Here is a 25,452-nt window from a genome sequence, read left to right as displayed (position 1 = left end):
AGCGGCGTAGAGCCTCCGGCTGCCTTGATGGCGATGGTTTCCCTGTCGTTGTCGTGATGCATCACCTCGTGCGCTTGTTGTCGGCCGTCCGCTTCGGTTCCTTTTTTTCTCTCTTTCCGGGGTATGGCGTCGCCTCAGAAATTTGTAACTTTCAGCGCCTGCGGAATGTTATTATGGACATAACTATGGACATAGCCATGGAATATTCAGAGAGAGGAAGCGTGGGCAAGATAAAACAATGCATCTAATATCGCAACACGCACTCCTGCAGATTGTTGCCGCTCCACCACTTAAGTAATCATACCGCTGTTGCCGAATACGCCCGTTACTGAACACCCGAGGGAGAGGGCCATACTGGTCGGCCTTCCCTCTCCTCCAGAAATACCCCGTTCACTTGTCGAGGAGTACCTTGTCGAGCTGGCTTTCCTTGCCGATACTGCGGGAGCCGATGTCGTCCGGACACTCATCCAGGAAAGGAAGCTCCGCGATCCGGCCTACTGCATAGGCCGGGGAAAGGTGGATGAGCTCCTGGAGATGACGAAGGAGGATCAGGTGGATATTGTCATTTTCGACGATGACCTCACTCCGGGCCAGACCCGGAACCTTGAGCGTGCGCTCGACTGCAAGGTCATTGACCGCACCGGCCTCATTCTCCAGATCTTTGCCATCAGGGCCAAGTCGCACCAGGCGAAGATGCAGGTTGAGCTCGCCCAGCTTGAATATCTGCTGCCCCGGCTTTCGGGTCAGTGGACCCATCTTTCGAAGCAGAAGGGCGGCATCGGAACCAAGGGTCCCGGCGAAACCCAGATCGAGACAGACCGTCGGCTGGTGAGGAACCGTATCGCTTCACTCAAGCAGAAGCTTCGGGACGTGTCGCTGCAGCACGATACCCAGACCGGCAGCCGGCGCAGCGTGCCGAGGGTGGCGCTTGTTGGCTATACGAACGCGGGGAAGTCTACCCTTATGAACCAGCTTTGTCCCGATGCCGGTGCATACGCAGAGGACAGGCTGTTTGCTACGCTCGACACCAGGACCCGGCGTCTCGAGCTGAAGATAAATAAACTCGTTCTTCTCTCCGACACGGTGGGATTCATCCGCAAACTTCCGCATACCCTCGTCGAAAGCTTCCGCTCCACACTTGACGAGGTGTTGCAGGCCGATTTCCTTTTGCACGTCGTCGATCTCAGCCATCCGGGTTTCGAGGAACAGATGCAGGTGGTTCGCAGCACGCTTCGCGAGATCGGCGTGAAGCATCAGCATATCATCGATGTGTTCAACAAAATCGATGCACTTGCGGACCCTTCGGTGCTTCGCGACCTCAGGGCACGCTACCCCGATGCGGTGTTCATTTCAGCCGCGCGCGGCATAAACCTGACGGCCTTGAAAGAGTGCATCGCAGAGCATGTCGGCCGTGATTACAGTGAACGCCGGATCAGGGTACATGTCGCCGACTACAAGATCATCGGCTACCTTTATGAGCATACCGAAGTGACCGGCCGGCGGTGCGTCGACGAAGAGGTCGAGTTGACCTACAGGGTGCACAAGAACAGACTGAAGCATATCGACGCCCTCACCGGGCATAGCGAAGAGGCCGGACATGCAGTTGCAGATTCATAACACGACCCGCCGGAAACTCGACGATGCACTCCTTTGTCGAGCGGTGGAGACCGTCATCCAGGGCGAAGGCAGGCATGCTCTAGGGATTGCTGCGGTTTACTGCGGAAGCAGGATGAGCCGCCGCATCAACCGGGAGTACCTGCAGCATGACTGGCCTACCGATACCATTTCCTTTCCTTACGGGAGCGGCGGGAACGTCGAGGGCGAATTCTACATATGCCTCGACGTCATTGAAGAGAACGCCCGGTGCTTCAATACGGACTTCGAGCGTGAACTGTTTCGTGTCACCATCCACTCCGTTCTCCACCTCGCCGGGTATGACGACCATTTGCCCGAAGACCGCCGCCGTATGACGGAGAGGGAGGATAGCTACCTGCAACAGCTTTTTCGATAACATTTCAATCCATGAGCCTTCACCTCAGCAACCGTCACGGTACGGTCATGCAGTCGGAAATCCGCAGCATGAGCCTCGAATGCAGCCGCCAGGGCGGCATCAACCTCGCGCAGGGCGTCTGCGATACCCCGGTTCCTGAGGTGGTTCTGCGGGGGGCTGCCGATGCCATGCAGAGAGGCCTGAACACCTATACGCCGCATGTCGGCATCGGCGTGCTTCGGCGGGCCATCGCGCAGAAGCAGCAGCGTATGTATGGCATGGTGTGCGACCCCGACAGTGAGATCGTTGTCACGGCTGGTGCCACGGGTGCCCTTTACAGTGCCTTTCAGGCGTTGCTCGATCCGGGCGACGAGGTGATCGTGTTCGAGCCATTCTATGGCTACCATGTCACCACATTGCAGTCAGCGGGAGCCGTTCCCGTATTTCTGCCACTGAATCCCGAAGGATGGTCTTTTAGCGAAGCAGACCTCATGTCCGCCGTAGGACCAAAGACGCGGGGAATCATCGTCAACACTCCCGCGAACCCCTGCGGAAAGGTGTTTTCCAGAAGCGAACTGGAGGTCATTGCCGCCACTGCCGAACGCTTTGACCTGTTTGTCTTCACTGATGAGATTTACGAACATTTCCTGTACGGGGGTCTTTCTCACCTGCCCTTTGCGACACTTCCGGGCATGAAAGAACGGACCATCACCATTTCGGGGGCGTCGAAAACCTACAGCGTGACGGGATGGCGGATCGGTTACGCCATTGCAGATGCTCGGTGGGCGGCAGCAATCGGGTATTTCAGTGATCTGGTGTATGTCTGTGCTCCCGCGCCTTTGCAGGCTGGCGTTGCTTGCGGGATGGATGAACTCGGGGATGACTACTACCGGGATCTTGCAGAGGAATACCGGCTGAAAAGGGACCGGTTCTGCTCGGCGCTGTCGGCGGCAGGGCTCAGGCCCGCCGTTCCGGACGGAGCATACTATGTTCTTGCGGATGTGACCGGGATACCCGGCCGGAATGCATTTGAACGGGCCATCCATATCCTTCATAAGACCGGCGTGGCTTCAGTGCCCGGCAGTGCTTTCTACAGCGGAGGAAAAGGGGAGTCGTTTGTGCGGTTCTGCTATGCAAAAGAAGACGGGGTGCTCGATGATGCGTGCCGCGGCCTGCAGATTCTTCGCTGAAGGCAACCGATTGAGGGTTCCCGCGGTTATATTTTATAAGTTGGTGTATGTGCTCTCCCTACGAAGGAGTATGGTGCTGTAAACCGTAAACTACTATAAAGCCATGAACCTTCTGGAATCCGTTTCCGTGCCTTGCCCTTATTGTGGGGAGGCCATGGATCTTGAAATCGACTGTGCTGCAGGAAATCAGGAATACACAGAGGACTGCCCTGTCTGCTGCAAGCCGGTCACCATTGTCGTGACAATCGCCCTGAACGGTACCCCATCCGTCGAGGCGCGTCCTGAAGATGCCTGAGAGGGTTTCCCCGGCCCCTTAAGCATGTGCATGCCTGCCGGTCAAGTATCGGGCGGGCGTTTGAGTTCCGCAATTGACAACGTAACCGGTCCATTGTCATGCAAAATGAAAGGGGATATATGGCGCGTTCGTTTGATGCCGGGCATTTTTTTGAACTTGTTCCCGACATGCTCTGCATGATGTCGATCGAGGGAAAGCTTCTGCAGGTAAATGCCGCCTGGCAGAAACATCTCGGCTACACTGCGAGGGAACTGCTCTCGATGTCGCTCTATCGTCTTCTGCATCCCGACGATCGCTCTTCGACGAAACGGGAGATGGAGCGACAGCGGTCCGGACAGCGTACCGTCAATTTCATCAACCGTCTGCAGTCCCGGAGCGGTGACTGGCTCTGGATGGAGTGGAACGCTTCCCCGGCCGAAGACGGTGTTGTCTATGCGGTTGCCCGCAATATTACCGGACGGATGCAGGCTGCCCGGAAGACCCGTCTTTTGACCGATGCGTTTCAGCACTGTACCCACGGCTTAGCACTCGAGGATCCCGATACCCGGCGCATTCTTGCCTGCAACCCTGCTTATGCCGGGCTGCACGGCCGAACGGTCGAAGAGATGATCGGGATGCACCTGATGGAGTTCTATCCGGATTCACAGAAAGACGTTGTCAGCTCCTGCCTCCTTCGTTCAGCCGAGAGTGGCTCCTGTAAGTTCGAGGCCTTCAAGAGCCGCAAGGACGGTTCGCTGGTGCCGGTCCAGATCGACATTGTTTTCGTGCGTGACGAGCATGGCGAGCCACTCTATCAGATCGTTACAGCTGAAGACATCACGGAACGTCGTGAGGCCGAAAAGGCTCTCCGGGAGAGCGAGGCGCGCTTTCGTGCTGTTGTGGAGTCGGCTCCCGACGGGATATTCATTCAGACCGGCGGTACGTTCGCCTACCTTAACCCCGCAGCGCTCAGGATGTTCGGGGCGGCAAAGGAAGAGGAGATGCTTTCCCGTCCGGTGGTCGATCATCTGCATCCGGATTTCCGTGAACGGGTACTCGAGCGGATCCGGAAGCTCAACGAAGAGCGGATCGGCCTTCCGTTTCCTGAAGAACGTCGGTTCCTGCGTTGCGACGGCTCTTTTTTCGATGCCGATGTGTCAGCAGTCCCGTTCATGCATGACGCTCATCACGGTGCGCTTGTGTTCGTGCATGACACTACTGAACGGCACCGTGCTGAAGCGGAGCGATTACGGCTCAGGCAGGATCTGTTCCAGTCTCAGAAAATGGAGTCTATCGGCAGGCTGGCCGGCGGCGTGGCCCATGATCTAAATAACCTTCTGACGCCTATTCTCGGATATGCCGAGATTCTTGACACGCAGTTCGGTCCTGATGATGAGCGTCTGCAGGATATCCGGGCCATCCACGGCGCAGGGATCCGTGCCCGCGACCTGATCCGCCAGCTGCTTGCATTCAGTCGTCGCCAGTCGCTTGATTTCAGGGTGCTGGACCTCAACGCCGTCGTAAGGGGGTTTCTGCCCCTTCTTCGCCGTACGTTGCCGGAGGATATCGCCATTGAAGAAACACTTGCTGAAGGAGCGCTCGTGATTGAGGGAGACATAGGCCAGATCGAGCAGGTCATGATGAACCTGGCCGTCAATGCGCAGCATGCGATGCCGGGTGGAGGCCGACTTTCGATATGTACCGAAAAAGTTGATGCCGACCGGTTGCCGAGAGAGGCTCTCGACGAGATCGGTCCCGTGGACTGTGCGGCCCTTTCGTTCACTGACAGCGGTTCGGGCATGGACAGCGAGACGTTGGAGCGGGTTTTTGAGCCGTTTTTCACGACGAAAGAGAAGGGGAGCGGCACAGGTCTCGGTCTGGCGACCGTATACGGCATTGCCCGCCAGCATAACGGGATGGTCGCGGTTGCAAGCAACCCCGGAGAAGGCGCTTCCTTTACCGTGTATATTCCAGTCTCTCCTGGAGATCCTGCTTCATCGCAGACGGATGCAGGCACTGCGTTCAGCCCTCCTGTTGCGGGTGGTGAAAGCGTGCTGGTGGTGGAGGACAGTGCCGTTGTGCGTTCGTTTGTTGCCGATGCACTCCGTCATTACGGCTACCGGGTTATTGAGGCAGATGGTGCCTCATCGGCGAGGGCGGCCCTTCAGAATGGTTCCTGCTGTCCAGATCTGCTCCTTACCGATATTATCATGCCGGGGATGAATGGTCGTGAACTGTATCTGGAACTGCGCCACCTCTGTCCGGCCATGCGGGTTCTCTTCATGTCGGGCTATGCCGCGAGTGTGCTTGAAAAAGAAGGGGTTCCGGAATCGGGGGTCGGGCATCTGCACAAGCCGTTTTCCGTAAAGGATCTGCTTGAGGGGGTATCGGGGCTTATTGCCGGCCCCGGAGGGAAAATAAAAAAGCCGAAACCGAAGATATAAGCCGAATTCTGTGAATTATCCGGCGTGCCGGGTAAAACTGCAGCCATTTATCTAATGCGGCCTACCCGAAAACTCTCCTTGCGGAATCGGGCGGGCCGCCCTCTTTCCCTTACGGGAAAAGCTTTCCTATTCAGCCTTGCTTCGGGGAGGTTTGCATAGCGCATCCCGTTACCGGAATGCCTGGTGGTCTCTTACACCGCCGTTTCACCCTTACTCCGGTTTCCCGGAGCGGTCTGCTTTCTGCTGCGCTCTCTGTTATGGACGATTTGCACCGCCATACCCGGGCTTGATTCCCTTTCGGGTATCTCGACCGGCACCCTGCCCTGTGAAGTTCGGACTTTCCTCCCTGCACCCGGAGGCGCAGAGCGGCTGCACACTTGCGGTTTCAGCTAAAGAATCTCTTGAGAGACGAATAAAAGAACAAGGATAACCTGAAGAACATTCCTCGTTATCGGAGGTCAGTCTTCAGCTTCTTCGAACAGTCTTTCGTGAACGACGATGCGGCCGCATGACTCGCAGAGGTAGAACCCGCCCTGCACAATCATGGTGTGACGGTTGGTAGGTACACGGGTATTACAGCCGGAACATGCGTTGCGGTTCAGCCTGACGACGGCATTCTGGAGGGTGCCGCTGCGGAGGTGGTCGTATTTGTCGAGGAGGCGCTTGGACTCGGTCTTGATGATTTCCCTCTGCGCTTCGATTTTCTTCCGGAGCGCTTTGACCTCGTCTTCGGTCTCGATGACGATGCCGTTGAGTTCCTCTTTTTTATGTTTGACCTGTTTATCCAGATCAGTCAACTGCTGCTGGAGGACATCGTCGGGCATCATGTCTTCCGTCATTTCGTCGTAACGGTTTTCTTCGATCAGTTGCCGGCCTTTTTTCTGAAGCTCTTCCTTGCGCTGTTCTCCCTGGCTGATGTCCTGCAGACGTATTTCGGCTTGGGCGATCTCCTTTTCTTCATACTCGATCTGCTTGGAGAGGGCGTCATATTCCTTGTTGTTCCTGGCAAGGGTCTGTTTCTCCTTGAAGGACTGGATCCTCTCGTGGCAGCCGTTAATGATTTCATTGAACGACTGGCGGAGCTTCAGGTGCTCCTCGGCGGTTTTGCTGCGGGCTGCGATCTGGCGGGTTGTGAATGCCAGATCCTCTTCCAGGGCGCTGATCTCTTCCGGCAGGCCTTTCTGGAGGCTGACGATTTTTTCTATCTGGTTGTCAAGGTGCTGCAGCCTGACGAGGAGGTTGATTTTCGTATGATCCACTACTGCTTGTGTTTTGGATTATTGAGGCATAAAAAAAGCACCTTTTCAGTGAAAAGGTGCACGCTCTGCCGGGTGGTATGTGAAATAACAGACTTAACTGAACCGTCTGCAGAAACTTTGATGAGGGACCTCTTGTGCATATCGCTAAGGAAACTTGTTTGTGCCCGAAAGGAGATTCGAACTCCTACACCTTGCGGCGCTCGTCCCTGAAACGAGTGCGTCTACCAGTTCCGCCATTCGGGCAACGCGTTATGCTGAAACAAAAACAAATAAGCTCTTTTTGGCTACAATGCAAAAAACAAAAATTACTTGATCTCCTTGTGCAGGGTGTGGCGCTGCAGGTTGGGGTTGTATTTCTTCAGGATGAGCCTTTCGGTGGTGTTCTTTTTGTTTTTCGTCGTGCTGTACCTCGAAACCGTTTTTCCTTCTTTTTTGGCTTCAGTGCACTCAAGCGTTATAACGATTCTGTTTTCTTTTCCTTTGGCCATGATTCGCTTCCTGGTATGTAGGGGATAAATTGTAAAGAGCAGTGAATATAAGACGACCTGCTAGATTTTGCAAATAAGAACCCGTTCTTTCCTGTCTTCCTAGTGAGTTGATGTCTGAATAGAAAGGGCCGCCCCTATGGAGCGGCCCTCTGAGAGCATCCCTGCAGTGATTGCTATCTAGTGCATAAGGCTTTCTTCGGCCTCAAGCCAGTCCTCAACGTCGCTACCGCTCCTCCTGCCCTTTTGTTCCCAGAGGAAGTAAGCCGCAAGCCTGATTTCCTCTTCCCTGCTGATCTGTTCTTCAGGCATCTCTTCTTTGCTCTTGTTCGACATGTTCTCTCCTGTTGATGGGTTTCATGGTATAAAGTATCACTTCTGGTTGTCATCATACTGCGCGTGCCGGGAGCCCTACGGCTTTGACTGCTGGCGTTTGAAAAACATCCACTTCAATGATTTGGTTCCAGCTGCAGGAAGGAATTCGTCCGGCTTGTGCTGCCGGGGCTTGGGAGCCTGCTCCGAAAACCGCAGGATTTTTGGTATCTTCATCATTCAGTACAAAGTAACGTTCCCTGACAACCACAAAATTCTGCTGCATCTTGCTCGACCGCACTGCATTCCACTACGATAACGGAGCGCTCTTCTGTGAAGGCGTCGCCCTTGAAGATTTGGCCTCCAGGTGGGGGACCCCTCTCTACGTCACTTCGAAACACAGCATCGAAGACCGGTACCGCGAATTTGAAGCGGCTTTTTCCGGTCTGGAACACTTTACCTGCTATTCGGTGAAGGCGAATTTCAACCTCAGTGTCATAAAGACCCTTGGCGATCTTGGATGCGGGTGCGACGTCAATTCTGCCGGGGAACTGTTCCGCGCCCTTAAGGCCGGTGTTCCCGGAAACCGGATTATTTTTGCCGGTGTCGGCAAACGCCCCGATGAAATTGCCTATGCGCTTGAAAGCGGGGTACTCATGCTGAAGGCGGAATCGCTCTCAGAACTCCGGGCAATCAATACCATTGCCGCTGCAAGAGGTCTCAAGGCTCCCGTGGCCCTGCGCATCAACCCCAATGTCACCGCTGAAACCCACCCTTACATCACCACTGGCGACAGCAAGGAGAAGTTCGGGATTGATGAGGCTGAGCTTCCTGAGGTTTTCTCGCTTCTGGGGGAGCTCGACAATGTTCTTCTTACTGGACTCGACATGCATATCGGATCGCAGATTTTCGATCCCGAGTTCTATGTCGCAGCCATTACCAAACTGCTCGATATCTTCAATTATTCACGCAGTAAGGGCTTTGGGGTGGAGTTCCTGGACATCGGTGGCGGGTTCCCTGCAACCTACGACCCGATGAAGCCTGAGACTCCGCTCGACCGCTTTGCCGACAAGATCATTCCGATGCTGAAGCCTACCGGCGTGAAGGTGATTTTTGAGCCGGGAAGGTTTCTGCTTGCCAATGCTTCCGTGCTTTTGACCAGGATTCTGTACCGGAAGCGCAACCATACCGGAAAAGAGTTTTTCGTAGTAGACGGTGGCATGACCGAGCTCATCCGTCCTGCGCTCTATCAATCGCATCATGAGGTTCTCAGCGTGACCGATCATGATAAAACGGTTGTTGCTGACGTGGTGGGTCCGATCTGCGAGTCAAGTGATTTCTTCGCACGCCATCGTTCAATCGGCGATGCTCCTGAGGGTGAATTGCTTGCCGTGATGACGGTAGGTGCTTATGGCGCGGTTATGTCAAGCAACTATAACGGACGGCTTCGTCCTGCCGAGGTGATGGTGGCGGGGAGTGACGTACAGGTCATCCGCCGGCGTGAAAGCTTTGAACAGCTGATACAGAACGAGGTGTAGGGCACATGATTCCGGTCCGTGATCCGGACCAGAACCCCGAAAGGGGAGTACGGCTCAGGCGTGGAGGTTCCTGAAGATTCTGAGGGTTGCGTCGGCCATGTTCAGTGTGTAGAAATGGATGCCGCGGACATGGTTGTCGACAAGCTCCTGGACCTGTCGGGTTGCCCACTCAATGCCGAGCGAGGCAACTTCGTCCTCGCTTGATGCAGCCATTACTTTTTCCTGAAGCGGAGCGGGAATGCGCGCACCGAGAGCGAGTTCGGACATTCTGATCATGCCTTTCTTCGTCGTCACAGGCATGATGCCGGCAATGATCGGTACTGTGATGCCGGCCAGTCTGCAGCGGTCCCTGAAATCAAAGAAGTCCCGGTTGTCGAAGAAGAGCTGGGTGACAATGTAGTCTGCGCCGGCATCGACCTTTTCCTTCAGATACTCTATTTCCGTAAGCCTGTTGGGCGTTTCGGGATGGCCTTCCGGGAACCCTGCCACGCCGACACCGAAGTCGGGGTAGTTGGTTTTTATGAACCGGACCAGATCGATGGCATGGGGGAAATCCTTTATTGCTTCAGCAAGCGTGGCGGCCCCGGCCGGCTTGTCTCCTCTGAGGGCAAGGACGTTGTTGATGCCATGCTGGCGGTAGTTTTCCATGATGGTCCCGGTCTCTTCTCTGCTTGAAGAGATGCAGGTCAGGTGGGAAACGACGGACAGGCCGGTCTCTTTCTGGATGCGGGTCACCAGATCATGGGTGCGGGTACGGGTTGAGCCGCCTGCGCCGTAGGTGACGCTGACATAGGACGGGTTCAGGGGGGAGAGGGCTTTGATGGTGTCGAACAGCGTCTCCCAGTCTTCATCTTTTTTCGGGGGGAAGAACTCAAAACTGAATACCGGCTTTTCGGCCGTGTTCAGGATCTCTTTGACCAGCATGCACACAGTGGGTTAGGAGCTTTCTTTGAAAAAGAAGAATATACGAAACAATGGCTTAGCGCGCGTAAAAATTATACGCCCACTCCATGCTCCACCCCGTTCCGGCCTGGCTCCCTACCCTGCGCTGCGCCTTCTTGCAGTTGTCGTTGCCGGCATCCTGGCCGGAACCCGTCACCCTTTTTCACTTGACATATGGATTGTGGCATTCAGCGTGGCACTCACCCTGACTGCAATCGGCCTCGTCTTCAGTCTCCGCATTCCTTCCAGCCGTTTCCCCGCCCCATTCACGGCACTCTTCTATTTGGCAGTGGTTTTTACAGGGTTCGGTGCATATGGAGACTTTCTCTTCAACCATGTGCCGCAGGGCGGCCTGCTCCTGCAGGCCGGTCGCACTGTTGTTGTCGCAGGCCGTGTCGACGGGCGCCCGGGGGGTTCCTCACGCGGTACCGCATTCGTTCTGGATATTTCGAGCATGCATGAGGGTGATGTGGAAAAAGCTATGCATGAGCGGGCTTCCGTTTTTGTCCAGCACCCGAAAGGGGAGGCACTTTCGCTCCGGGACGGGGATCTGGTGCTTGTCAGTGGATTGGTGGGAATCCCTGGCGGCGCGGCCAATCGAGGCGAATTCAATCCGCACCAGAGGGCACGCCTGCAGCGGGTCTCGGCATCAATCTACGCAGAGGGTCCCTGGCGGGTTCTGCATGAGGGCGAGAGCGACGGCGGGGCCTTCAAACGGTTGTTCGTGCACCCGGTCCACGACTATGTCATCGACACCCTTGTGGCTTTTTTTCCTGATGGCCCCCGCCGCCAGTTCATGGCGGGAGTGCTTGTCGGGCAGAGGGACGGGCTGGATGAGGATCTCGGTGAAGCGTTCCGACGGACAGGAACTGCGCATATCCTCGCTGTATCAGGACTTCATGTCGGTCTTATTGTGCTTGTGGTCAATCTTCTCCTGCACCGCCTGCGGGTAACGGGGCCGGGCCGCTGGACAGTTTTTCTCTTGACGGCCTTTGTGCTCATCCTCTATGGTTCAGTGGCCGGCGGTGCGACTTCAGTGCAGAGGGCTTCCATCATGACGATGGCGCTGCTCGGGGGTGGCGTGTCGGGCAGAAAGTCTTTTCCCCTGAACTCCCTCGCTCTTGCCGACATCCTCATCCTTTCCTTCGATCCCCTTGAACTCTTTACTCCGGGTTTCCAGATGACCAACGGTGCCGTTGCCGGCATTCTCCTCCTGCTTCCGCGGCTGAACCCGCCAGCCGGTTCCGGCGGGGGTATTCTGGCCGGGGCGTGGCATGCACTTCGGGGAAGCTTGTCTCTGACAGTCGCCGCGACTGCGGGGGTCGCGCCCGTCATTGCAATGTATTTCGGCAGTTTCTCCATTGTCGGAATCGCGGCCAACCTCCCGGTCGTCTTTTTTTCATCGCTGATGGTCTACGCCCTCATGCCGATGCTCTTCATGAATCTCGTGTCAGGCTGGCTGGCGTCCTTCTTTGCTGCTTCCGCCTTCTATTTTGCCGGTATTGCAATTGATGCGGCCCGGTGGTTCAGCGCTGTGCCGTTTGCTTCGGTGCCATTCAGTTCGGGCACTGCAGGAGCGCTGGCCTGGTATGCGGTTCTGGCCGCACTACTGCTGTTTATGATGCCTGCCCGGCGTGTCAGGGCATTCATACTGCTGCTCGGAGTGGTTGATTTTCTGATCTGGATGCCGCTGTTTTCAGGCGGGCAGCCAGGGCCGCCTTCGGCCGTGACGGTCAATCTCGGCAGGGATGTTGCGGTCCTGTTCAGTTCCGGAAGAGAGAGCGTGCTGATCGATGCCGGCCGGGATGAACGTTCCTTCAAACGCATAGTAAACCAGGCGGAAGGGTTCGCCCTCCCGCCCCTCAGCGCGGCTGTCGGGTTTTCGGCTAAGGACTCCGTGATCTCTCGTGTGCCTCTCGGACGTCATATGCTCTCGGCCGACAGCGTGCTCTCTTTGTCCTCCATTGTCGCTTTCCGTCCCGCCGGGGGCGTGCTCCGGGTATGGAGCCGCAGTCGCTCGCTGCTTATGGTGAATGGTCTGCAGGGGCTCCGCACTTCGGGCGGGGCCGCGCGGCGAGCGGATATGGCGGTGGTACGGCTGCATCGGTTCCGGCGGAAGGACGAGGCTGCGCTGTCAGGCTGGATCGGCGATGCCGCGCCCGGCTGCTGTATCCTCATCCCGGGACCGCTGATGCCGAAAAAAGAGAAGGGCTTTCTGAGCCGTTTTGCCCAGCGGAACCCTCGGGTGCAGGTCCGATCAAAAACGGAGCAGGTGGTGTTCCTGTAAGAGATGCTTCAGGCGTTGTCCCTGCCGAAGAGCCCGCTGTTGAGCATGCTGTCGATGATGGCACCGACGTCGGGGGTGAGTCCGGCTGGATTGATTTTGCCGATGACCCTGGCAAGGGTGTAGAGTTTTCCCTCGATCGGCAGGAACTTGTTGACGACGACTACTCGGTCTTCACGAAGCCTGCAGTCGCCACCGAGGAAGTTGCCTTTTTCATAGCGGAGACTGTAGCCTTCTTTTCTGATTGCGGCTTCAAGCAACGCCAGCTGTGCCGTTTTTTTCATCCGTTTTCCTTTTCGAGCTCTCCTCGGCCTAAGGCGCCGTTTCCACCCGTCATAAGATAGCGGAGCAACGGGGCCGTATGGAGTGCCTGCAGCATCTGGCCACTGTCAATGATCCTCAAGAGGTCTTCGGGGGTGGCGGATGTTACAGCAATCTCCTCGGTGGCATCAAGTTCCTGGCTGCCGAGCTCGTTCACCCCTTCGGCAAGGAAGGTCGTTGAAAGGTTGTTCTGGAGGGCCGGGTTTGCGCTGAGATCCATCCACCGGGTCCAGCGGCCTCCGCCGTAGCCGGTCTCTTCCCGTAGTTCGCGCCGGGCGGCCTCAAGCAGGCTTTCGCCCTCCCGGTCGTGTACGCCGGCAGGTAGTTCATAATAGACTTTCCCTATGCCGTGCCGGTACTGGCGGATGAGCACGATGCGGCCGTCTTCACGCACAGCGATGACATTGATCCACGGGGGGAACTCCTGAACGAAATAGTCGTTGATTACTCTGCCGCTCTGGAGCTGGACGCAGTCGCGACGAAGGGTAAGCCATGGTTCCCTGTGCAGGTACTCGGTTCCGAGGATGGTCCACGGCTGCGGTTCCTCGCTTCCGGTTCCGTCCCCACCAGACTTCCGGCTGTTCGGACATTCATCGGACTTCCGGCTGTTTTTCAACCTCATGCGTCCTGCCCCCGCATTCTAGGATCGAGGGCATCGCGCACCCCGTCCCCGATCAGATTGAAGCAGACGACGGTGATGAGGATGGCTATACCCGGAAAGGTAGATATCCACCAATGATTCAAGAGGCTGTCGCGCCCTTCATTGATGATGTTTCCCCAGCTTGGGACGGGAGGCTGGACCCCGAGGCCGAGAAAGGATAGTCCCGCTTCGGTGAGGATGATGCTGCCGATGCGCAGGGTGGCAGCAATGATGACGGGGGTGAGGGTATTGGGGGCAAGGTGCCGGAAAATGATCCGCAGGTGCGAAAGGCCGAGTGAGCGTGCTGCAAGGATGAACTCCTGTTCCTTCAAGGAGAGGACCTGGCTGCGGACAATGCGAGCTACACCCATCCATCCGGTAAATGAGAGGGTGATGACGATGAGGTAGATGGAGTTGCCGAAGGTTGCGATGATGATGAGGATGAGAAAGAGCGCCGGAAAAGCAATCAGGACGTCGACGATGCGCATCGACACTGCATCGACCCATCCCCCGAAGTAGCCCGATGTAACGCCCACAACGGTACCGAGGGTCACGGAGATCAATACAACCAGAAACCCGATCGAGAGCGAGATGCGTGAACCGTATATGACCCGGCTCAGGATGTCACGCCCGTATTGGTCTGTTCCGAGAATGAAGCTCCGGGTGAGGGCCGGGTGTCGGGGATCCTTGAGCTCTTCTACCGGCATGGTTTTCGTACGCATGCCCTGGCGGTAGGTGATGGTTCCGTTTTCGATGCGGTATTCATCGACAAAGCGGATGGCGTTGGGGAGGTTCCGGGTTTTGAGGGCACGGAAGTCCGCAACGAGGCTGTTGGCGAGGTCGACGGCTATGCCGCTGCCTTCCTGCAGGGGAATTTCAAGGGTTTTCGACTGCTTCAGCACCAGTGCCTGCAGCTTGGTCAGGGGAGGCTTGTATGCGGTGACCAGAAAGTCCTGCTGGTCGTAAGGACTGAACGGAGCGAGAAACGGGGCAAGAAATGCCACTGAATAAAGAATGAAAATGATTGCCGATGCATAGAGGGCGATTTTCTGCCGCATGAAAGCCCTGAGGCTGATGTTTCTCAGGCTTCCTTCTTCCTGAGGTGCATCGGGTGGCTGGTTTTTATGAGATCTTCGTTTCCAGAGAATCAGGCCGAGGATAGAGGGTACAAGGGTGAGGTAGAACGCCGCAATCCAGAATGCCGTGATTTCGGGGGTGAAGATGCTTCCGAGGGCAGATGGGTCTAAGAGGAGAAGGGCTCCTGCCGTGATGAGAGAGCGGAAGCTGAGGGCGACGAGCTGCGCCTCCCTGAATAGGATGATGAGGAAAATGGCAAGTGCCAATGGAATAAACCATCCCCGGCCCTTTGGCTTCTGGGCAGGATTTGGCCGGTATGTCGACGGAAGGGTATCTGGTTTCACGCTGTCGCTCTTTCGCACTGACTTGCTGTAGTGCCCTCTCGCACGGCATGCCGGTGCGGGGCCAACAATATTACAGAAAAAAACAAAAAAAGCCGCCTTCCTTTCCGGAGAGCGGCTTTCCTGTATAAAAACGGTCCGGTATGCTGACCTGTCAGGCTGCGCCGGAAGTTTCCGGGGTAGCGCCGGCAGCAGCTTCTGTTGCTTCCGCCTCTTTCTTCGAAGCAAGGACGGTGACGACAGGAGTGTCGCGGTCATCCATGATTTCGAGGCCGGGGAACGCTTCTGCCGCAATCTCCCTGACGTGGATGCTGTGTCCGATCTCGAGTGCGGTGACGTCGATTGTGATGTGCGCAGGCATGTCACCTGGCTTGCCTTTCACGGTGAGGCTGTGGCGGATAATCTGGAGTTTTCCGCCTTTTTCCACACCGATGGCATCACCCTCAACGGCAACCGGCACATCCATCTCGATGACCTCGTGGGCTGAAACCAACTGGAAGTCGGTGTGGATGACCCTGTCGGTGACGGGGTCGAACTGCACGTCCTTGATGAAGGAGCGCTTGACGTTCCCGTCGGGGAATTTCAGGTCGATGATGTGTGATTCAGCCGAGTGGACCAGTTTGTTGAGCGCAATTTCATTGACACTTACCGCAATGGTTTCCTCACCTTTATGGTAGACGACTGCAGGCACTTCGCCTGTTTTGCGGAGCCTTCCGGCTGCATTCTTCTTGATTTCGCGAGGAGCGACCCCGAGTACTATTGTTTCCATGCTCTTCCTATCCTCTTATCGCTAGTGTTTAGTGGTTGTTCGTGATTTTCTGGGTGATGTTCTTGCTGTCGAACAGGCAGCTGACGGAATCATCTTCATAAATGCGTTTTATCGCCTCGCCAAACAGGTTGCTGACCGTAACGGTTTCGATTTTCGGCGAGTAGTCGTGGCCGGTGACCACCGAATCGGTGACGATGACCTTTTCAAGTATCGAGGCGTTGATTCTCTCGATGGCCGGTCCCGACAGGATCGGGTGCGTCGCGGCTGCGTAGATCTTCAGACCGCCGGCCTCGCGGATTGCTTTGGCGGCATTGACGAGGGTTCCGGCCGTGTCGATCATGTCATCGACGAGCAGAACGTTCTTGCCGCTGACGTCGCCGATGATGTTCATGACTTCGGCTACATTGGCCTTGGGGCGACGTTTGTCGACGATGACAAGGTCGGTGCCGAGCTCTTCTGCGAATTTCCTGGCGAGTTTTACTCCGCCGACGTCAGGGGATGCAACCACCAGGTTGTCACGGAACTCCTTGTGCCGGACGTATTCGATGAGGACGACGCTCGAGTAGAGATGGTCGAAGGGGATGTCGAAGAAGCCCTGAATCTGCGCTGCATGCAGATCCATGGTCAGGATGCGGTTGGCACCGGCCTCGGTTAGGAGGTTGGCTACCAGCTTTGCCGTGATGGCAACCCTCGGTTTGTCCTTGCGGTCCTGACGCGCGTATCCGTAATAAGGGATGACGGCGGTGATTCTTGCCGCGGATGACCGTCTTGCGGCGTCAATCATGATGAGCAGTTCCATCAGGCTGTCGGCCGGCGGGTTGGTCGACTGGATGATGAACATGTCGGATCCCCGGATCGACTCGAAATAGTTGACCGAAATCTCTCCATCGGAGAAGTTCTCCGCCTTTGCATTGCAAAGGGGCATGTCGAGATAGGCGGCAATCTTTTCTGCAAGCGCCGGGTTACTGCGGCCTGCAAAAATTTTAATGGGTTTTGCCATCGTGTCCTGCATTTTCGGATGAAACGGGTTATATTATGGCAGTACTTCAAAGCCCCGCGGTATCCTCAGCCATCCTTCAAGGTCCGATACACTTACAGGGACTCCGAATATAATGAAAACGGGTTAAAAATTAATTTTTTTTCCTCTTTTTCCCACGACCCCATAGCTCCAGAGACATGACCATTCAAGAGATCCGCCAGTACCTCACCCGGTTTTTCGATCCTGTTGAACTTGTTGGTGAGGGCGGCGCCCAGATAGCCGGACCGGCCAAAATCGAGTCTGCCGTCCTCGGCGAGGTCAGTTTCATCGCCAATGAGAAGTACCTCAGGTATCTTTCCCTCACCTCGGCATCGCTGGTCATCGTCCACCACTCCGTCGATGTCTCTCTCTACGCCGGAGACCGCTCGTTCCTGAAGGTGTCCGATCCGTATACCGCTTTTGTTTTCGTGCTCCAGAAATTTGCCCGCCCAAGAACTCTCGCCCGGCCGGGCGTTGCTCCGACGGCAGTGCTTGGCGAGGGGGTCTGGCTTGGTGAAGGAGTTGCGGTCGGTGAGCATGCGGTGATCGGCGACCGTTCTTCGATAGGCGCCGGAACGGTGATCGCTCCGAACACCGTCATTATGCACGACGTGAAAATCGGTGAACGATGCACCGTGTTTCCCCAGGTCACCATCTACGACGGCACCCTCATCGGCGACCGGGTGGTCATCCATGCCGGCAGTGTCATCGGCGCGGACGGGTTCGGGTTCGCCCCGCAGCCGGACGGCTCCTATGTGAAAATTCCGCAGATGGGGATTGTCGAGATCGGCGACGATGCGGAAATCGGCGCCAACGCTACGATTGACCGCGCCACCATGGGCAGTACCGTGATTGCAAAAGGGGTGAAGGTCGACAACCTGGTGCAGGTTGCGCACAACTGCCGCATCGGCGAGCATACCGTCATTGCCGCCCAGGCGGGTATTTCAGGAAGCACCATCATGGGCCGCGGCTGCATGATCGGGGGACAGGCGGGTTTTGCCGGCCATCTCGAGCTGGCCGACCGCACCCATGTGGCAGCCCAGGCCGGGGTATCGAAATCCTTTCTCGAGCCGGGAACCGCTATCCGCGGTTATCCTGCCCAGCCCATGCGCGAACAGCTTCGCCATGAGGCAATGCTCCGCCATCTCGGCTCAATGAAGGAGAAGATCGACCGCATCGACAGGGAGCTGAAAGAGCAGGGCACTTCCCGGGACTGAGCGGAAAAGTGCTTACATCAAGCATAAGGCCCGCTTCCGCTACCTCAGGAGAGGTTCCTCGGCACCTGCGAGGAGTGGTGGTGGATGATCGGCTTTGGCTGGGAGATGTCCACGACGAAGCTGAAGCGAGAGGGGAAGCTGAGCAGTACCCCGTCTACCTCGAATTCAAAGGAATAGATACCGCTGATGGTTGATATCGAGTCGCTCAGGATGTGCTTTCGGAGCGCCTTGCTGTGCAGCCTTACGCCCATTCCTTCCCTTGTCGCCAGCTGTGCGAAGTATTCCCGGATGGCAACGGGTCCCATGACCGTATGGGGAGAAAATGTCGGAATAAGCACCGCGTTTTCATGGTAGAGGGCGGCGATTTCATCGGGATTGGCACTGCAGACTCTTGTAACCCATCCGAAAAGAATCTCTTCAGCCGTCTTGAAGTGTGTCATATGGGATCGTTGTTGGTTCCGAAGGAAGGTTCTCCTGCGTAAAGATAAAAAAATCCCGCCACATCAAATGCGGCGGGATGCCTTAAAGCTCAACCCTCCGGACCAACTCTCCCTACAGTCTCAATTCGCCGCTCTGTGCCTGATCTTTCAGGTTGTCGTTCGCATAAATCAGCACCTCGACCCTGCGGTTTTGCCTGCGTCCCGTTTCGGTTTCATTCGATGCGACCGGACGGGTTTCACCGTATCCGACCGGTGAGAGGCGCGAGCCGGAGACTCCGTAGGTTTTCAGGAGCGTTGCTACCGATTCGGCACGCCGTTCGGAGAGCAGCTGGTTCTGTGTTTCGCTGCCGATGGAGTCGGTATGGCCTTCGATGACCATGTTCGTGTCAGGGTAGCGGTTGAGGATTCTTGCAAGTTTCTCGATGTTGTAGCGGCTTGTGGAGGTTATGGTGGCCGATCCTGTCGTGAAAAGGATGCCTGAATCGAAGACCACACGGATGCTTTCACCGACCCGCTCGACCCTTGCACCATCGACATCGCGGTCAATCTCGGCCGCCTGCTTGTCCATGTAGTTGCCGATGAGTGCTCCAGCCGCCCCGCCAACGGCCGCGCCGATCACTGCGCCCTGAACCCAGCTTCCCGAGCGGCTTCCGATAATGCCGCCGAGGACACCCCCCGCCGCAGCACCTATGCCGGCGCCACGCCCTGTGCGGCTGGTTGATTCGCACCCCCATGTCATGGTGGCGGTTGCAAGAATGAGGATGAATGCGAGGGGTCTCGTCAGTTTCAGCAGGTGTGTCATGGTGTCTGCGGTTTATGGTTCGCTATTTTATATGTACTGCATATATAAAATATATGAAATCATTAGCATTCTTTCCGAGACTTATTTCCCCCTCAGCGCTTCGACGGGGTTGAGGTTGGCAGCTTTCCATGCGGGGAAGAGCCCGAATGCGACCCCGATGGCTGAGCATACTGCCATGGAGACTGCGGCCCAGAGGATGGGGACGACGGGCGGGAGCTGGAGGTTTATTGCCACGATGTTTCCGGCTCCGGCTCCTGCGGCGGCTCCGATGAGGCCTCCTGCAAGTGATAGGAGCAGGGCTTCATAGAGGAATTGACGAAGTATGCTGCTTTTGGGGGCCCCGATTGATTTGCGGATACCGATCTCCCTGGTCCGTTCCGTGACGCTGACCAGCATGATGTTCATGATGCCGACTCCTGCCGTCAGAAGCGCCATGAAGCTGATGATAAAGGCTCCGATACTGATGGAGCTCTTGATGTCGCGGAACGATTCCACCAGCGATTCATTCGTCCTGATTTCAAAGTCGTTTTCCTCTCTGACGCCAAGCCCCCTTGACAGACGCATCGCTCCTATGGCATGATCAAGGGTTCGGGCGTACTCTTTCTGCGACCAGGCTTCCACCGTGATCTCGAGACTGCTTTTTTCGTTGACATGGCTGAGGTAGCGGGTGATCGGGATCAGGATGAAATTGTCCTGGCTCTGGCCGAACGCTGCGCCCTTTTTTGTGAAGACGCCGGCGACAGTGTAGACCTCTCCACCGATGCGGACTTGTTTGCCCAGAGGATTTTCACTTGCGGGAAAGAGTGCTTCCCTCAGATCGCTGCCGAGTATGGCGGTGTTTTTAGCATACTGGATGTCGCTTGCAGTGAGGTTGCGTCCAATCGTTACATCGAACCCGCTCGATGCTGCGAAGTGTTCGTCTCCGCCGGTGAGCACTACATCGGGATTGGTCGTTTTATCGCCGGACTTGGCCTGGTTGGCCTGGCTGGAGATGATGAAGCCTATGGTGCGCGCCTTCTGTTCCATGTTTTTCCTGAACATCTGGGCCTCCCTCCAGGTGATGTCCTGACGGTTCACGTAGATGTTCCTTCTGTGGCCGCTGCCAAAGACGGTTGCGGGATATTTCTGGATCTGGAAGGTGTTGGCCCCGAGGCTGGCGAGCCCTGACTCTACACTCCTGTCGAGGGCGTCGATGGTGGTCATGACGGCAATGATCGAAAAGACCCCGACGGCAACACCCATAAGGGTAAGCCATGAGCGGAGCTTGTTGGCGGCGAGTGAGGAGACTGCCTGCCGGATGATTTCAATAAGTGGCATGGGCGTTCTTATTCATGGCGGAGGGAGTCGGCCGGATCGAGTTTTGATGCCGTTACGGCTGGTGCAAGACCCGAAGCGATGCCGGTGGCCACGGAGACGACGAGTCCAGCCGTCACAAGACCGAGTGAGAAGCTGACCGGGAAGTCAGGTACGATTCTGCCTATGGCCAGCGTGATTCCAAGGGAGGTCAGGAGGCCTATGAATCCGCCGATGAGGCAGATCATCACCGATTCGATGAGGAACTGCATGAGAATGGTTTTCCGTCTGGCCCCGAGCGCCTTGCGGAGGCCGATTTCTCTGGTCCTTTCCTTGACGCTGACGAAGGTGATGTTCATGATGCCGATGGCTCCGACGAAAAGCGACATGCCGGTGATGAAAATGCCGGCTGCGGCAATGCCGTTCTTGATGGGGTCGAGCTGGCTTTTGAACGCCTTCTGTTCGTTGATGGAAAAATCATCCTCCATTCCGGGGGCGAGCCGCCTGATACGGCGCATGATGCCGAGGAGCTCCTCTTTTGCTTCCGCGACGCGGCTCTGGTCACGGATCTTCACCCGCATGGTGACAAAGGCGTTTTTGCCGTAGACCCGCTCGAATGCGCCGAGGGGCATGATGATCTGGTTGTCGAAGCTGAAGAGCCCGAGGAACTTCCCTTGTTTGCGGAACGTGCCGACGACCCTGAACCGGGTGTTTTTCAGCATGATGGTACGTCCGACAGCAGATGTTTCACCGAAAAGTCCACTCGAGATGTCGTCGCCGATGACGGCAACACGGTCGCCTGAGGCCGCCTCACCGGGGGTGAAGAACCGTCCTTCGGAAAGGTCGCCGGATGCGGTCTGGAGGTAATCCTCGTTGGTGCCGAGCGCAAAAGCCTGCTCGACCGTCTGGCCGAGGTATCGCACAGATGCCTGATAGGTGGATATCTGGGGGACGGCAACCGAGAGCTCGGAGCGGGGGTTGCTTTCGATAATGCGGTTGATGGTTTCGCTGTAGCCTGTTTTCAAGTCGGGCCTGTTGCGGTATCTCCACCATTGGCCCATGGTACTCCAGGACGATTTCTGTACATAGACGACATCGTAGCCGAGCATGGCCAGACTCCGTTCAAAGCCGCTGTCGATACCGTTGATGGCCGTTCCCATCATCGTGATAGCCACGATGCCGATGATGACGCCGAGCGCGGTGAGGAACGAGCGGATCTTATTGTCCCTAATCTGGAACAGGGCCATCCTGAAACTTTCCGCCGATTCATAGCGGAAGCGGTGCATGCCGTCGTTCATCGCCGTTCGTCACTTTCGATCTTTCCGTCGCGAAGCCTTATGATCCTGGATGTGCAGTGCGCGATATCCTCCTCGTGGGTGATCAGGATAATGGTGTTTCCCGCCCCGGAGAGTTCGCCGAAGATGTCCATGATGTCGTGGCTTGTGGCGGTATCGAGATTGCCGGTCGGTTCATCGGCCAGGATGATTGATGGTTTGTTGATGAGCGCCCTGGCGATGGCGACACGCTGGATCTGCCCTCCCGAGAGCTCTGAGGGACGGTGGGTGATGCGGTCGGCGAGTCCTACCCGCGTAAGCGCCGATTCGGCCCGCTCCCTGCGCTCGGACGGTTCGATGCCGGCGTATATCAGGGGAAGCTCAACGTTCTGGAGACAGTTGAGGCGGGGGAGGAGATTGAAGGTCTGGAACACAAAGCCGATTTCACGGTTTCTGATGCGGGCGAGTTCGTCATCATCCATGTCGGCGACATTCTGGCCGTTCAGGTCGTAGGTTCCGGAGGTTGGCGTGTCGAGGCAGCCGATGATGTTCATGAGGGTGGATTTGCCGCTGCCGGAGGGACCCATGATTGCGGCATAATCGTTTTTCAGGAACTCGAGGCTGACCTGGTCGAGCGCCTTGACGATCTGGTCCCCCATTTCGTAGTACCTCGAGAGCGACTGCATGGTGATGACTGCATTTGACGGCATAGGGCGTTGTGTTCTCTCTCTTGTTAGCGAACGAGTCGGACCTTCTCTCCGTCCTGAAGCTGGGTGCTGATGGCCGTGTAACTGCCTGAGACCACCCGATCGCCCTCCTTAAGCCCTCCGGTGATGACAATGTGGGTATTGTCTGTCGTTCCGGTTGCGACGGATACGAAACGGACCCGGTCGTTATTGAATACAAAAACCCCCTGCCGGCTTTCCTCCTGATGCTTTTTTTGCGCGTCCTCTTTTTTCTTTCCGCTTTCAGCCTTTGGTGTCCTCAATGTCACGCTTTGGATGGGCACGACCAGAGCATCGGGTACCCGTTCGGATTCAATGTCCGCCGTTGCGCTCATGCCGGGCTTGAGGAGGCGTTCGTGGTTGAAGATGCGTACCTTGACTGAAAAGTTGGTGGCCTCTTCCTGCGTGCCGGCTGCCGTTGAAATGGCCGAATTCGCGATCTCGTGTACGGTTCCCCGGAAGACCCTTTTGCCGTAAGCATCGACGGTCACCGAGACGGGATTGCCGACCCGCACGTTGACGATATCGTTTTCGTTCACTTCCACCTCAACCTGCATGCTGTCCAGATTGGCAAGTCGCATCACTTCGGTGCCGGGGAACTGCCCTGTACCGACGACACGCTCACCGAGCTTGCTCTGCAGAGCGATGATGGAACCGCTGATGGGTGCGGGTACAACGGTTTTTTTCAGCCGGTCCTGGTTCTGGTCGAGCAGGCTGCGGTTTTGGGCGATGGCATACTGTGACGACTGGTAGGCCGCACGCGATGCCTCGGCATTGGTTTTGGCCGAGATGTAGTCGCTTTCGGAGATCAGCTTCTCTTTGAAAAGGATGGATGCCTTGCGGAAATCGTCCTCTGCCTTGACCTGTTTCGAGCGGGTTTCGAGGCTCAGCGACTTTGCCTGATTGAGCTGTGCCAGACTCTGTTCGACCTGGTTGATGTAAACGTCCGGCTGGATCTTGAAGAGCAGTGCCCCTTTTTTGACCTGCTGGCCTTCGCTGACCGGGAGTTCAATGATTTCACCCGAGACGTCAGGGGAGATTGCCAGATCGGTTTCGGGCTGGATTTTGCCTGTTGCCGTCACGAGGTGAATGACCTCTTTTCGGAAAACGCTTTCAATCGTCACTTCAACCGGCTTTTCCCTGCCGAGCAAGAGTGCGCCGAGAATGGAGAGCACGGCAGCGGCTATGGCGCCTGTAAGGAGAAGTCTGTTTCTTTTCGTGGACGATTTTTTCGTGTTCATCGGTTCTCTTTCAGGGTTGGGGATTCATGGGCAGCTCAAGGGTGCCGGTGGCATAGGCGATCACATTCTTCTGGAGCTCAAGGTTGTAGCGCGCCTGTGTAAGGCTTGAGCGGGCGCTGAACAGTGCGGCTCGGGCGGTGGAGAGGTCGACGAACCCAGCAGCACCGAGCTCGTATTTCTTTCTGACCGCCAGATATGCGGACTGTGCGGCTTTCAGGCTTATTTGGGCGGTTTCCGTCTGCATCCGGGCTGAGCGGAAGTCGTTATATGCCTGACCGAGATCGATTGCAATGTCGCGACGCAGGTCGTTGTAGTCGAGGGACTTGTTGATCCAGCCGATTTTTGCGGACTGCACCAGGTACCCGGTCTGCCATCCGTCGAAAATGGTCCAGCTGAGGCCGATGGAGACCGACTGGCCGATGGAACGCTCAAGCTGGTCGTCGAGGGTCGGCGTAGGATCTGTAATGGTTGATCCGCTGAGGTAGCGGGTCCCAGCGCTCGAGAGGGTCCAGGTGGCATCAAGGGATGGCAGGCGCTGGCCCCGGGCTTCACGGACCTGCCAGCGGGCAGCACGTGCTTCGAGTTCGCTTCCGATGAGGTCCTGTCTTTTTTGGAAGGCCGTCGTCAGGAGGGAGTCAAGCGCAGGAAGGTATGGCTGCTTGGTTCCGGTTCCTTCGGGAGCGTCGGCAAGGGTGACCGGGACGGCGGGGGTCCGGTTGATGCGCCGCAGGAGCTCAAGGAGGCTTCTCTGCGCTCTGGCTTCAGCCTGGATGGATGCAAGACGCCTCGAGGCTACTTCGGCTTCCTGTTGGTAGCGTTCGGTCATGGATTTAAGCCCAACCCTGAACTGGTTTTCTGTCAGCTTCAGCAGGTCTTCCGATGCAAGCAGGTCCTCTTCGGCAATTGCCTGAAGTTCCCGGTCGAGGAGGGCCTGGTAGTAGGTCTGGGTTACGTCGTAGGCTATGGTTTCATAGGCTCTCGTGAGGCTGTAGCCGAGGGCGCGTTTTGTTTTCAGGGCCGCCTGCAGCGCAGAGTAGTCGCTGAAGCCGTTGAACAGGTTCAGGCTCGCCGTCAGGGTGGCAGTGGCAGATTCTGTTGAGGTCGTTTTGTAATCCACCGGAGTGGTAGCTGGCGAGTAGGCTTTTGCCCGGCTGTAAGGCGAGTATGTGGCCGATGCCGTTACGCCCGGAAGAAACCGTCCATACCTCCGGAGCACGTCGGTTACCTGGAGCTGCAGGGCGTTTTCTGCTTTTTTGCCCTCTGAGGCGGTGGCAAGAGCTTCCCTGACGCACTCTTTCAGCGTGAGCCGGGCCGGCGGCTCTGCTTCAGCTGCCCGCAGGGTAAAGGGCGGAGCAAGAAGGATGATGGCTGCGGCGATGAAGGAGCGTAGTGTCGAAGTCAATGTTGGTAATGCGCTACAGGTTTACGGGCAGTCGGAGCGGTTCATGCTGCAAGCTGTTGCCCTTCAAACTCAATATAGCCAACGGCAGGCAAAGCCGCCGTAAGCATATGGGACATATGGAGATTACTACCGCCAAAATCGGCTGAAAAGTTTCCGTGTGAAGGAGATGTCGAA

The 25,452-nt window shown here is 56.6% G+C and carries 25 protein-coding genes, 1 tRNA gene, 1 other RNA gene and 2 pseudogenes; 10 read left to right on the top strand and 19 right to left on the bottom strand.

Going from position 1 to position 25,452, the window contains the following annotated elements; translation table 11 throughout:
- The 7 genes and pseudogenes from A3K90_RS05550 to A3K90_RS10310 all read left to right on the top strand — a co-directional run.
- Nucleotides 1-248, top strand: a 248-nt coding sequence (locus A3K90_RS05550; protein ID WP_303681571.1) for a hypothetical protein, incomplete at its 5' end; no start/stop codon positions are given.
- Nucleotides 249-309: 61 nt separating this feature from the next.
- Nucleotides 310-1,617 (top strand): GTPase HflX, encoded by a 1,308-nt coding sequence (hflX, locus tag A3K90_RS05545; RefSeq protein WP_303681570.1) that lies wholly within the window; start codon nucleotides 310-312, stop codon nucleotides 1,615-1,617.
- The gene (gene ybeY / locus A3K90_RS05540) at nucleotides 1,598-2,011 is read left to right on the top strand and encodes an rRNA maturation RNase YbeY (protein ID WP_303681569.1); all 414 of its coding nucleotides are present in this window, start codon (nucleotides 1,598-1,600) and stop codon (nucleotides 2,009-2,011) included. The genes hflX and ybeY overlap by 20 nt, the downstream gene beginning before the upstream one ends.
- An 11-nt stretch (nucleotides 2,012-2,022) precedes the next feature.
- On the top strand, nucleotides 2,023-3,180 hold the full coding sequence (locus A3K90_RS05535; RefSeq protein ID WP_303681568.1) for a pyridoxal phosphate-dependent aminotransferase: 1,158 nt from the start codon (nucleotides 2,023-2,025) through the stop codon (nucleotides 3,178-3,180).
- A gap of 103 nt (nucleotides 3,181-3,283) precedes the next feature.
- The gene (locus A3K90_RS05530; protein WP_303681567.1) at nucleotides 3,284-3,475 is read left to right on the top strand and encodes a CPXCG motif-containing cysteine-rich protein; all 192 of its coding nucleotides are present in this window, start codon (nucleotides 3,284-3,286) and stop codon (nucleotides 3,473-3,475) included.
- A 98-nt stretch (nucleotides 3,476-3,573) separates the two neighbouring features.
- Nucleotides 3,574-4,638, top strand: a pseudogene (locus A3K90_RS10315) (PAS domain S-box protein); the annotation flags it as partial.
- Nucleotides 4,627-5,775: pseudogene (locus tag A3K90_RS10310) on the top strand (ATP-binding protein); the annotation flags it as partial. The pseudogenes A3K90_RS10315 and A3K90_RS10310, both read left to right, overlap by 12 nt.
- Before the next feature lie 104 nt (nucleotides 5,776-5,879).
- Here the strand turns inward: A3K90_RS10310 and rnpB are convergent.
- From rnpB to A3K90_RS05475, 6 genes are all read right to left on the bottom strand, one after another.
- Nucleotides 5,880-6,284, bottom strand: an RNA gene (gene rnpB / locus A3K90_RS05500) — RNase P RNA component class A.
- Nucleotides 6,285-6,356: 72 nt separating this feature from the next.
- Nucleotides 6,357-7,157, bottom strand: a complete 801-nt coding sequence (locus A3K90_RS05495) for a zinc ribbon domain-containing protein (protein WP_303681561.1) — start codon at nucleotides 7,155-7,157, stop codon at nucleotides 6,357-6,359.
- A gap of 161 nt (nucleotides 7,158-7,318) precedes the next feature.
- Nucleotides 7,319-7,400 (bottom strand) — tRNA-Leu (locus A3K90_RS05490).
- A gap of 62 nt (nucleotides 7,401-7,462) precedes the next feature.
- Nucleotides 7,463-7,645, bottom strand: coding sequence for a 50S ribosomal protein L33 (gene rpmG / locus A3K90_RS05485; protein WP_303681560.1), 183 nt, complete (start codon nucleotides 7,643-7,645; stop codon nucleotides 7,463-7,465).
- A 177-nt stretch (nucleotides 7,646-7,822) separates the two neighbouring features.
- A complete protein-coding gene (locus A3K90_RS05480) occupies nucleotides 7,823-7,978 on the bottom strand; it encodes a DUF2934 domain-containing protein (protein ID WP_303681559.1) in 156 nt (51 codons plus the stop codon).
- A gap of 52 nt (nucleotides 7,979-8,030) precedes the next feature.
- Entirely contained in the window at nucleotides 8,031-8,240 is a 210-nt protein-coding gene (locus A3K90_RS05475; protein ID WP_303681558.1) for a hypothetical protein, read from the bottom strand.
- Nucleotide 8,241: 1 nt separating this feature from the next.
- Here A3K90_RS05475 and lysA point away from each other — a divergent pair, with 1 nt between their 5' ends.
- Nucleotides 8,242-9,492, top strand: a complete 1,251-nt coding sequence (lysA, locus tag A3K90_RS05470; protein ID WP_303681557.1) for a diaminopimelate decarboxylase — start codon at nucleotides 8,242-8,244, stop codon at nucleotides 9,490-9,492.
- 54 nt (nucleotides 9,493-9,546) lie between these two features.
- On the opposite strand, the gene metF is transcribed toward lysA, so the two are convergent.
- Nucleotides 9,547-10,416 carry a methylenetetrahydrofolate reductase [NAD(P)H] gene (metF, locus tag A3K90_RS05465; protein WP_303681556.1) on the bottom strand — a complete coding sequence of 290 codons (870 nt, stop codon included), beginning with the start codon at nucleotides 10,414-10,416 and terminating at the stop codon, nucleotides 9,547-9,549.
- A 25-nt stretch (nucleotides 10,417-10,441) separates the two neighbouring features.
- On the opposite strand from metF, the gene A3K90_RS05460 reads away from it, so the two are divergent.
- The gene (locus A3K90_RS05460) at nucleotides 10,442-12,721 is read left to right on the top strand and encodes a ComEC/Rec2 family competence protein (protein WP_303681555.1); all 2,280 of its coding nucleotides are present in this window, start codon (nucleotides 10,442-10,444) and stop codon (nucleotides 12,719-12,721) included.
- Nucleotides 12,722-12,729: 8 nt separating this feature from the next.
- Here the strand turns inward: A3K90_RS05460 and A3K90_RS05455 are convergent, their stop codons facing one another.
- The 5 genes from A3K90_RS05455 to A3K90_RS05435 all read right to left on the bottom strand — a co-directional run bounded on the left by A3K90_RS05455 (nucleotide 12,730) and on the right by A3K90_RS05435 (nucleotide 16,866).
- A complete protein-coding gene (locus tag A3K90_RS05455; RefSeq protein ID WP_303681554.1) occupies nucleotides 12,730-13,002 on the bottom strand; it encodes a hypothetical protein in 273 nt (90 codons plus the stop codon).
- Nucleotides 12,999-13,661, bottom strand: coding sequence for an NUDIX hydrolase (locus tag A3K90_RS05450; protein ID WP_303681553.1), 663 nt, complete (start codon nucleotides 13,659-13,661; stop codon nucleotides 12,999-13,001). Before A3K90_RS05450 ends, A3K90_RS05455 begins: the two co-directional genes overlap by 4 nt.
- A complete protein-coding gene (locus A3K90_RS05445; RefSeq protein WP_303681552.1) occupies nucleotides 13,658-15,100 on the bottom strand; it encodes an ABC transporter permease in 1,443 nt (480 codons plus the stop codon). Before A3K90_RS05445 ends, A3K90_RS05450 begins: the two co-directional genes overlap by 4 nt.
- A gap of 151 nt (nucleotides 15,101-15,251) precedes the next feature.
- Complete coding sequence (locus tag A3K90_RS05440; RefSeq protein ID WP_303681551.1) at nucleotides 15,252-15,866, bottom strand: 50S ribosomal protein L25/general stress protein Ctc; 615 nt, start codon at nucleotides 15,864-15,866, stop codon at nucleotides 15,252-15,254.
- A gap of 28 nt (nucleotides 15,867-15,894) precedes the next feature.
- Complete coding sequence (locus A3K90_RS05435) at nucleotides 15,895-16,866, bottom strand: ribose-phosphate pyrophosphokinase (RefSeq protein WP_303681550.1); 972 nt, start codon at nucleotides 16,864-16,866, stop codon at nucleotides 15,895-15,897.
- Between the two features lie 176 nt (nucleotides 16,867-17,042).
- Here A3K90_RS05435 and lpxD point away from each other — a divergent pair, with 176 nt between their 5' ends.
- A complete protein-coding gene (gene lpxD / locus A3K90_RS05430) occupies nucleotides 17,043-18,101 on the top strand; it encodes a UDP-3-O-(3-hydroxymyristoyl)glucosamine N-acyltransferase (RefSeq protein ID WP_303681549.1) in 1,059 nt (352 codons plus the stop codon).
- 44 nt (nucleotides 18,102-18,145) lie between these two features.
- Here the strand turns inward: lpxD and A3K90_RS05425 are convergent, their stop codons facing one another.
- The 7 genes from A3K90_RS05425 to A3K90_RS05395 all read right to left on the bottom strand — a co-directional run bounded on the left by A3K90_RS05425 (nucleotide 18,146) and on the right by A3K90_RS05395 (nucleotide 25,278).
- Nucleotides 18,146-18,541: a DUF4440 domain-containing protein gene (locus A3K90_RS05425; RefSeq protein WP_303681548.1), complete on the bottom strand. Its 396-nt coding sequence runs from the start codon at nucleotides 18,539-18,541 to the stop codon at nucleotides 18,146-18,148.
- A gap of 112 nt (nucleotides 18,542-18,653) precedes the next feature.
- The gene (locus A3K90_RS05420; protein ID WP_303681547.1) at nucleotides 18,654-19,343 is read right to left on the bottom strand and encodes an OmpA family protein; all 690 of its coding nucleotides are present in this window, start codon (nucleotides 19,341-19,343) and stop codon (nucleotides 18,654-18,656) included.
- Nucleotides 19,344-19,424: 81 nt separating this feature from the next.
- Complete coding sequence (locus A3K90_RS05415) at nucleotides 19,425-20,660, bottom strand: ABC transporter permease (protein WP_303681546.1); 1,236 nt, start codon at nucleotides 20,658-20,660, stop codon at nucleotides 19,425-19,427.
- A gap of 8 nt (nucleotides 20,661-20,668) precedes the next feature.
- Complete coding sequence (locus tag A3K90_RS05410; RefSeq protein ID WP_303681545.1) at nucleotides 20,669-21,934, bottom strand: ABC transporter permease; 1,266 nt, start codon at nucleotides 21,932-21,934, stop codon at nucleotides 20,669-20,671.
- Nucleotides 21,931-22,620, bottom strand: a complete 690-nt coding sequence (locus A3K90_RS05405; protein ID WP_303681544.1) for an ABC transporter ATP-binding protein — start codon at nucleotides 22,618-22,620, stop codon at nucleotides 21,931-21,933. Before A3K90_RS05405 ends, A3K90_RS05410 begins: the two co-directional genes overlap by 4 nt.
- A 23-nt stretch (nucleotides 22,621-22,643) precedes the next feature.
- The gene (locus A3K90_RS05400; RefSeq protein WP_303681543.1) at nucleotides 22,644-23,876 is read right to left on the bottom strand and encodes an efflux RND transporter periplasmic adaptor subunit; all 1,233 of its coding nucleotides are present in this window, start codon (nucleotides 23,874-23,876) and stop codon (nucleotides 22,644-22,646) included.
- Between the two features lie 10 nt (nucleotides 23,877-23,886).
- Complete coding sequence (locus A3K90_RS05395; protein ID WP_303681542.1) at nucleotides 23,887-25,278, bottom strand: TolC family protein; 1,392 nt, start codon at nucleotides 25,276-25,278, stop codon at nucleotides 23,887-23,889.
- Between the last annotated feature and the right edge of the window lie 174 nt (nucleotides 25,279-25,452).

The sequence above is a fragment of the Pelodictyon luteolum genome (assembly GCF_001622165.1).
GTDB classification, from domain to species: domain Bacteria; phylum Bacteroidota; class Chlorobiia; order Chlorobiales; family Chlorobiaceae; genus Chlorobium; species Chlorobium luteolum_B.
The sequence above is the reverse complement of the archived record's forward strand: the minus strand, read 5'-3'. Positions and strand labels throughout refer to the sequence as shown.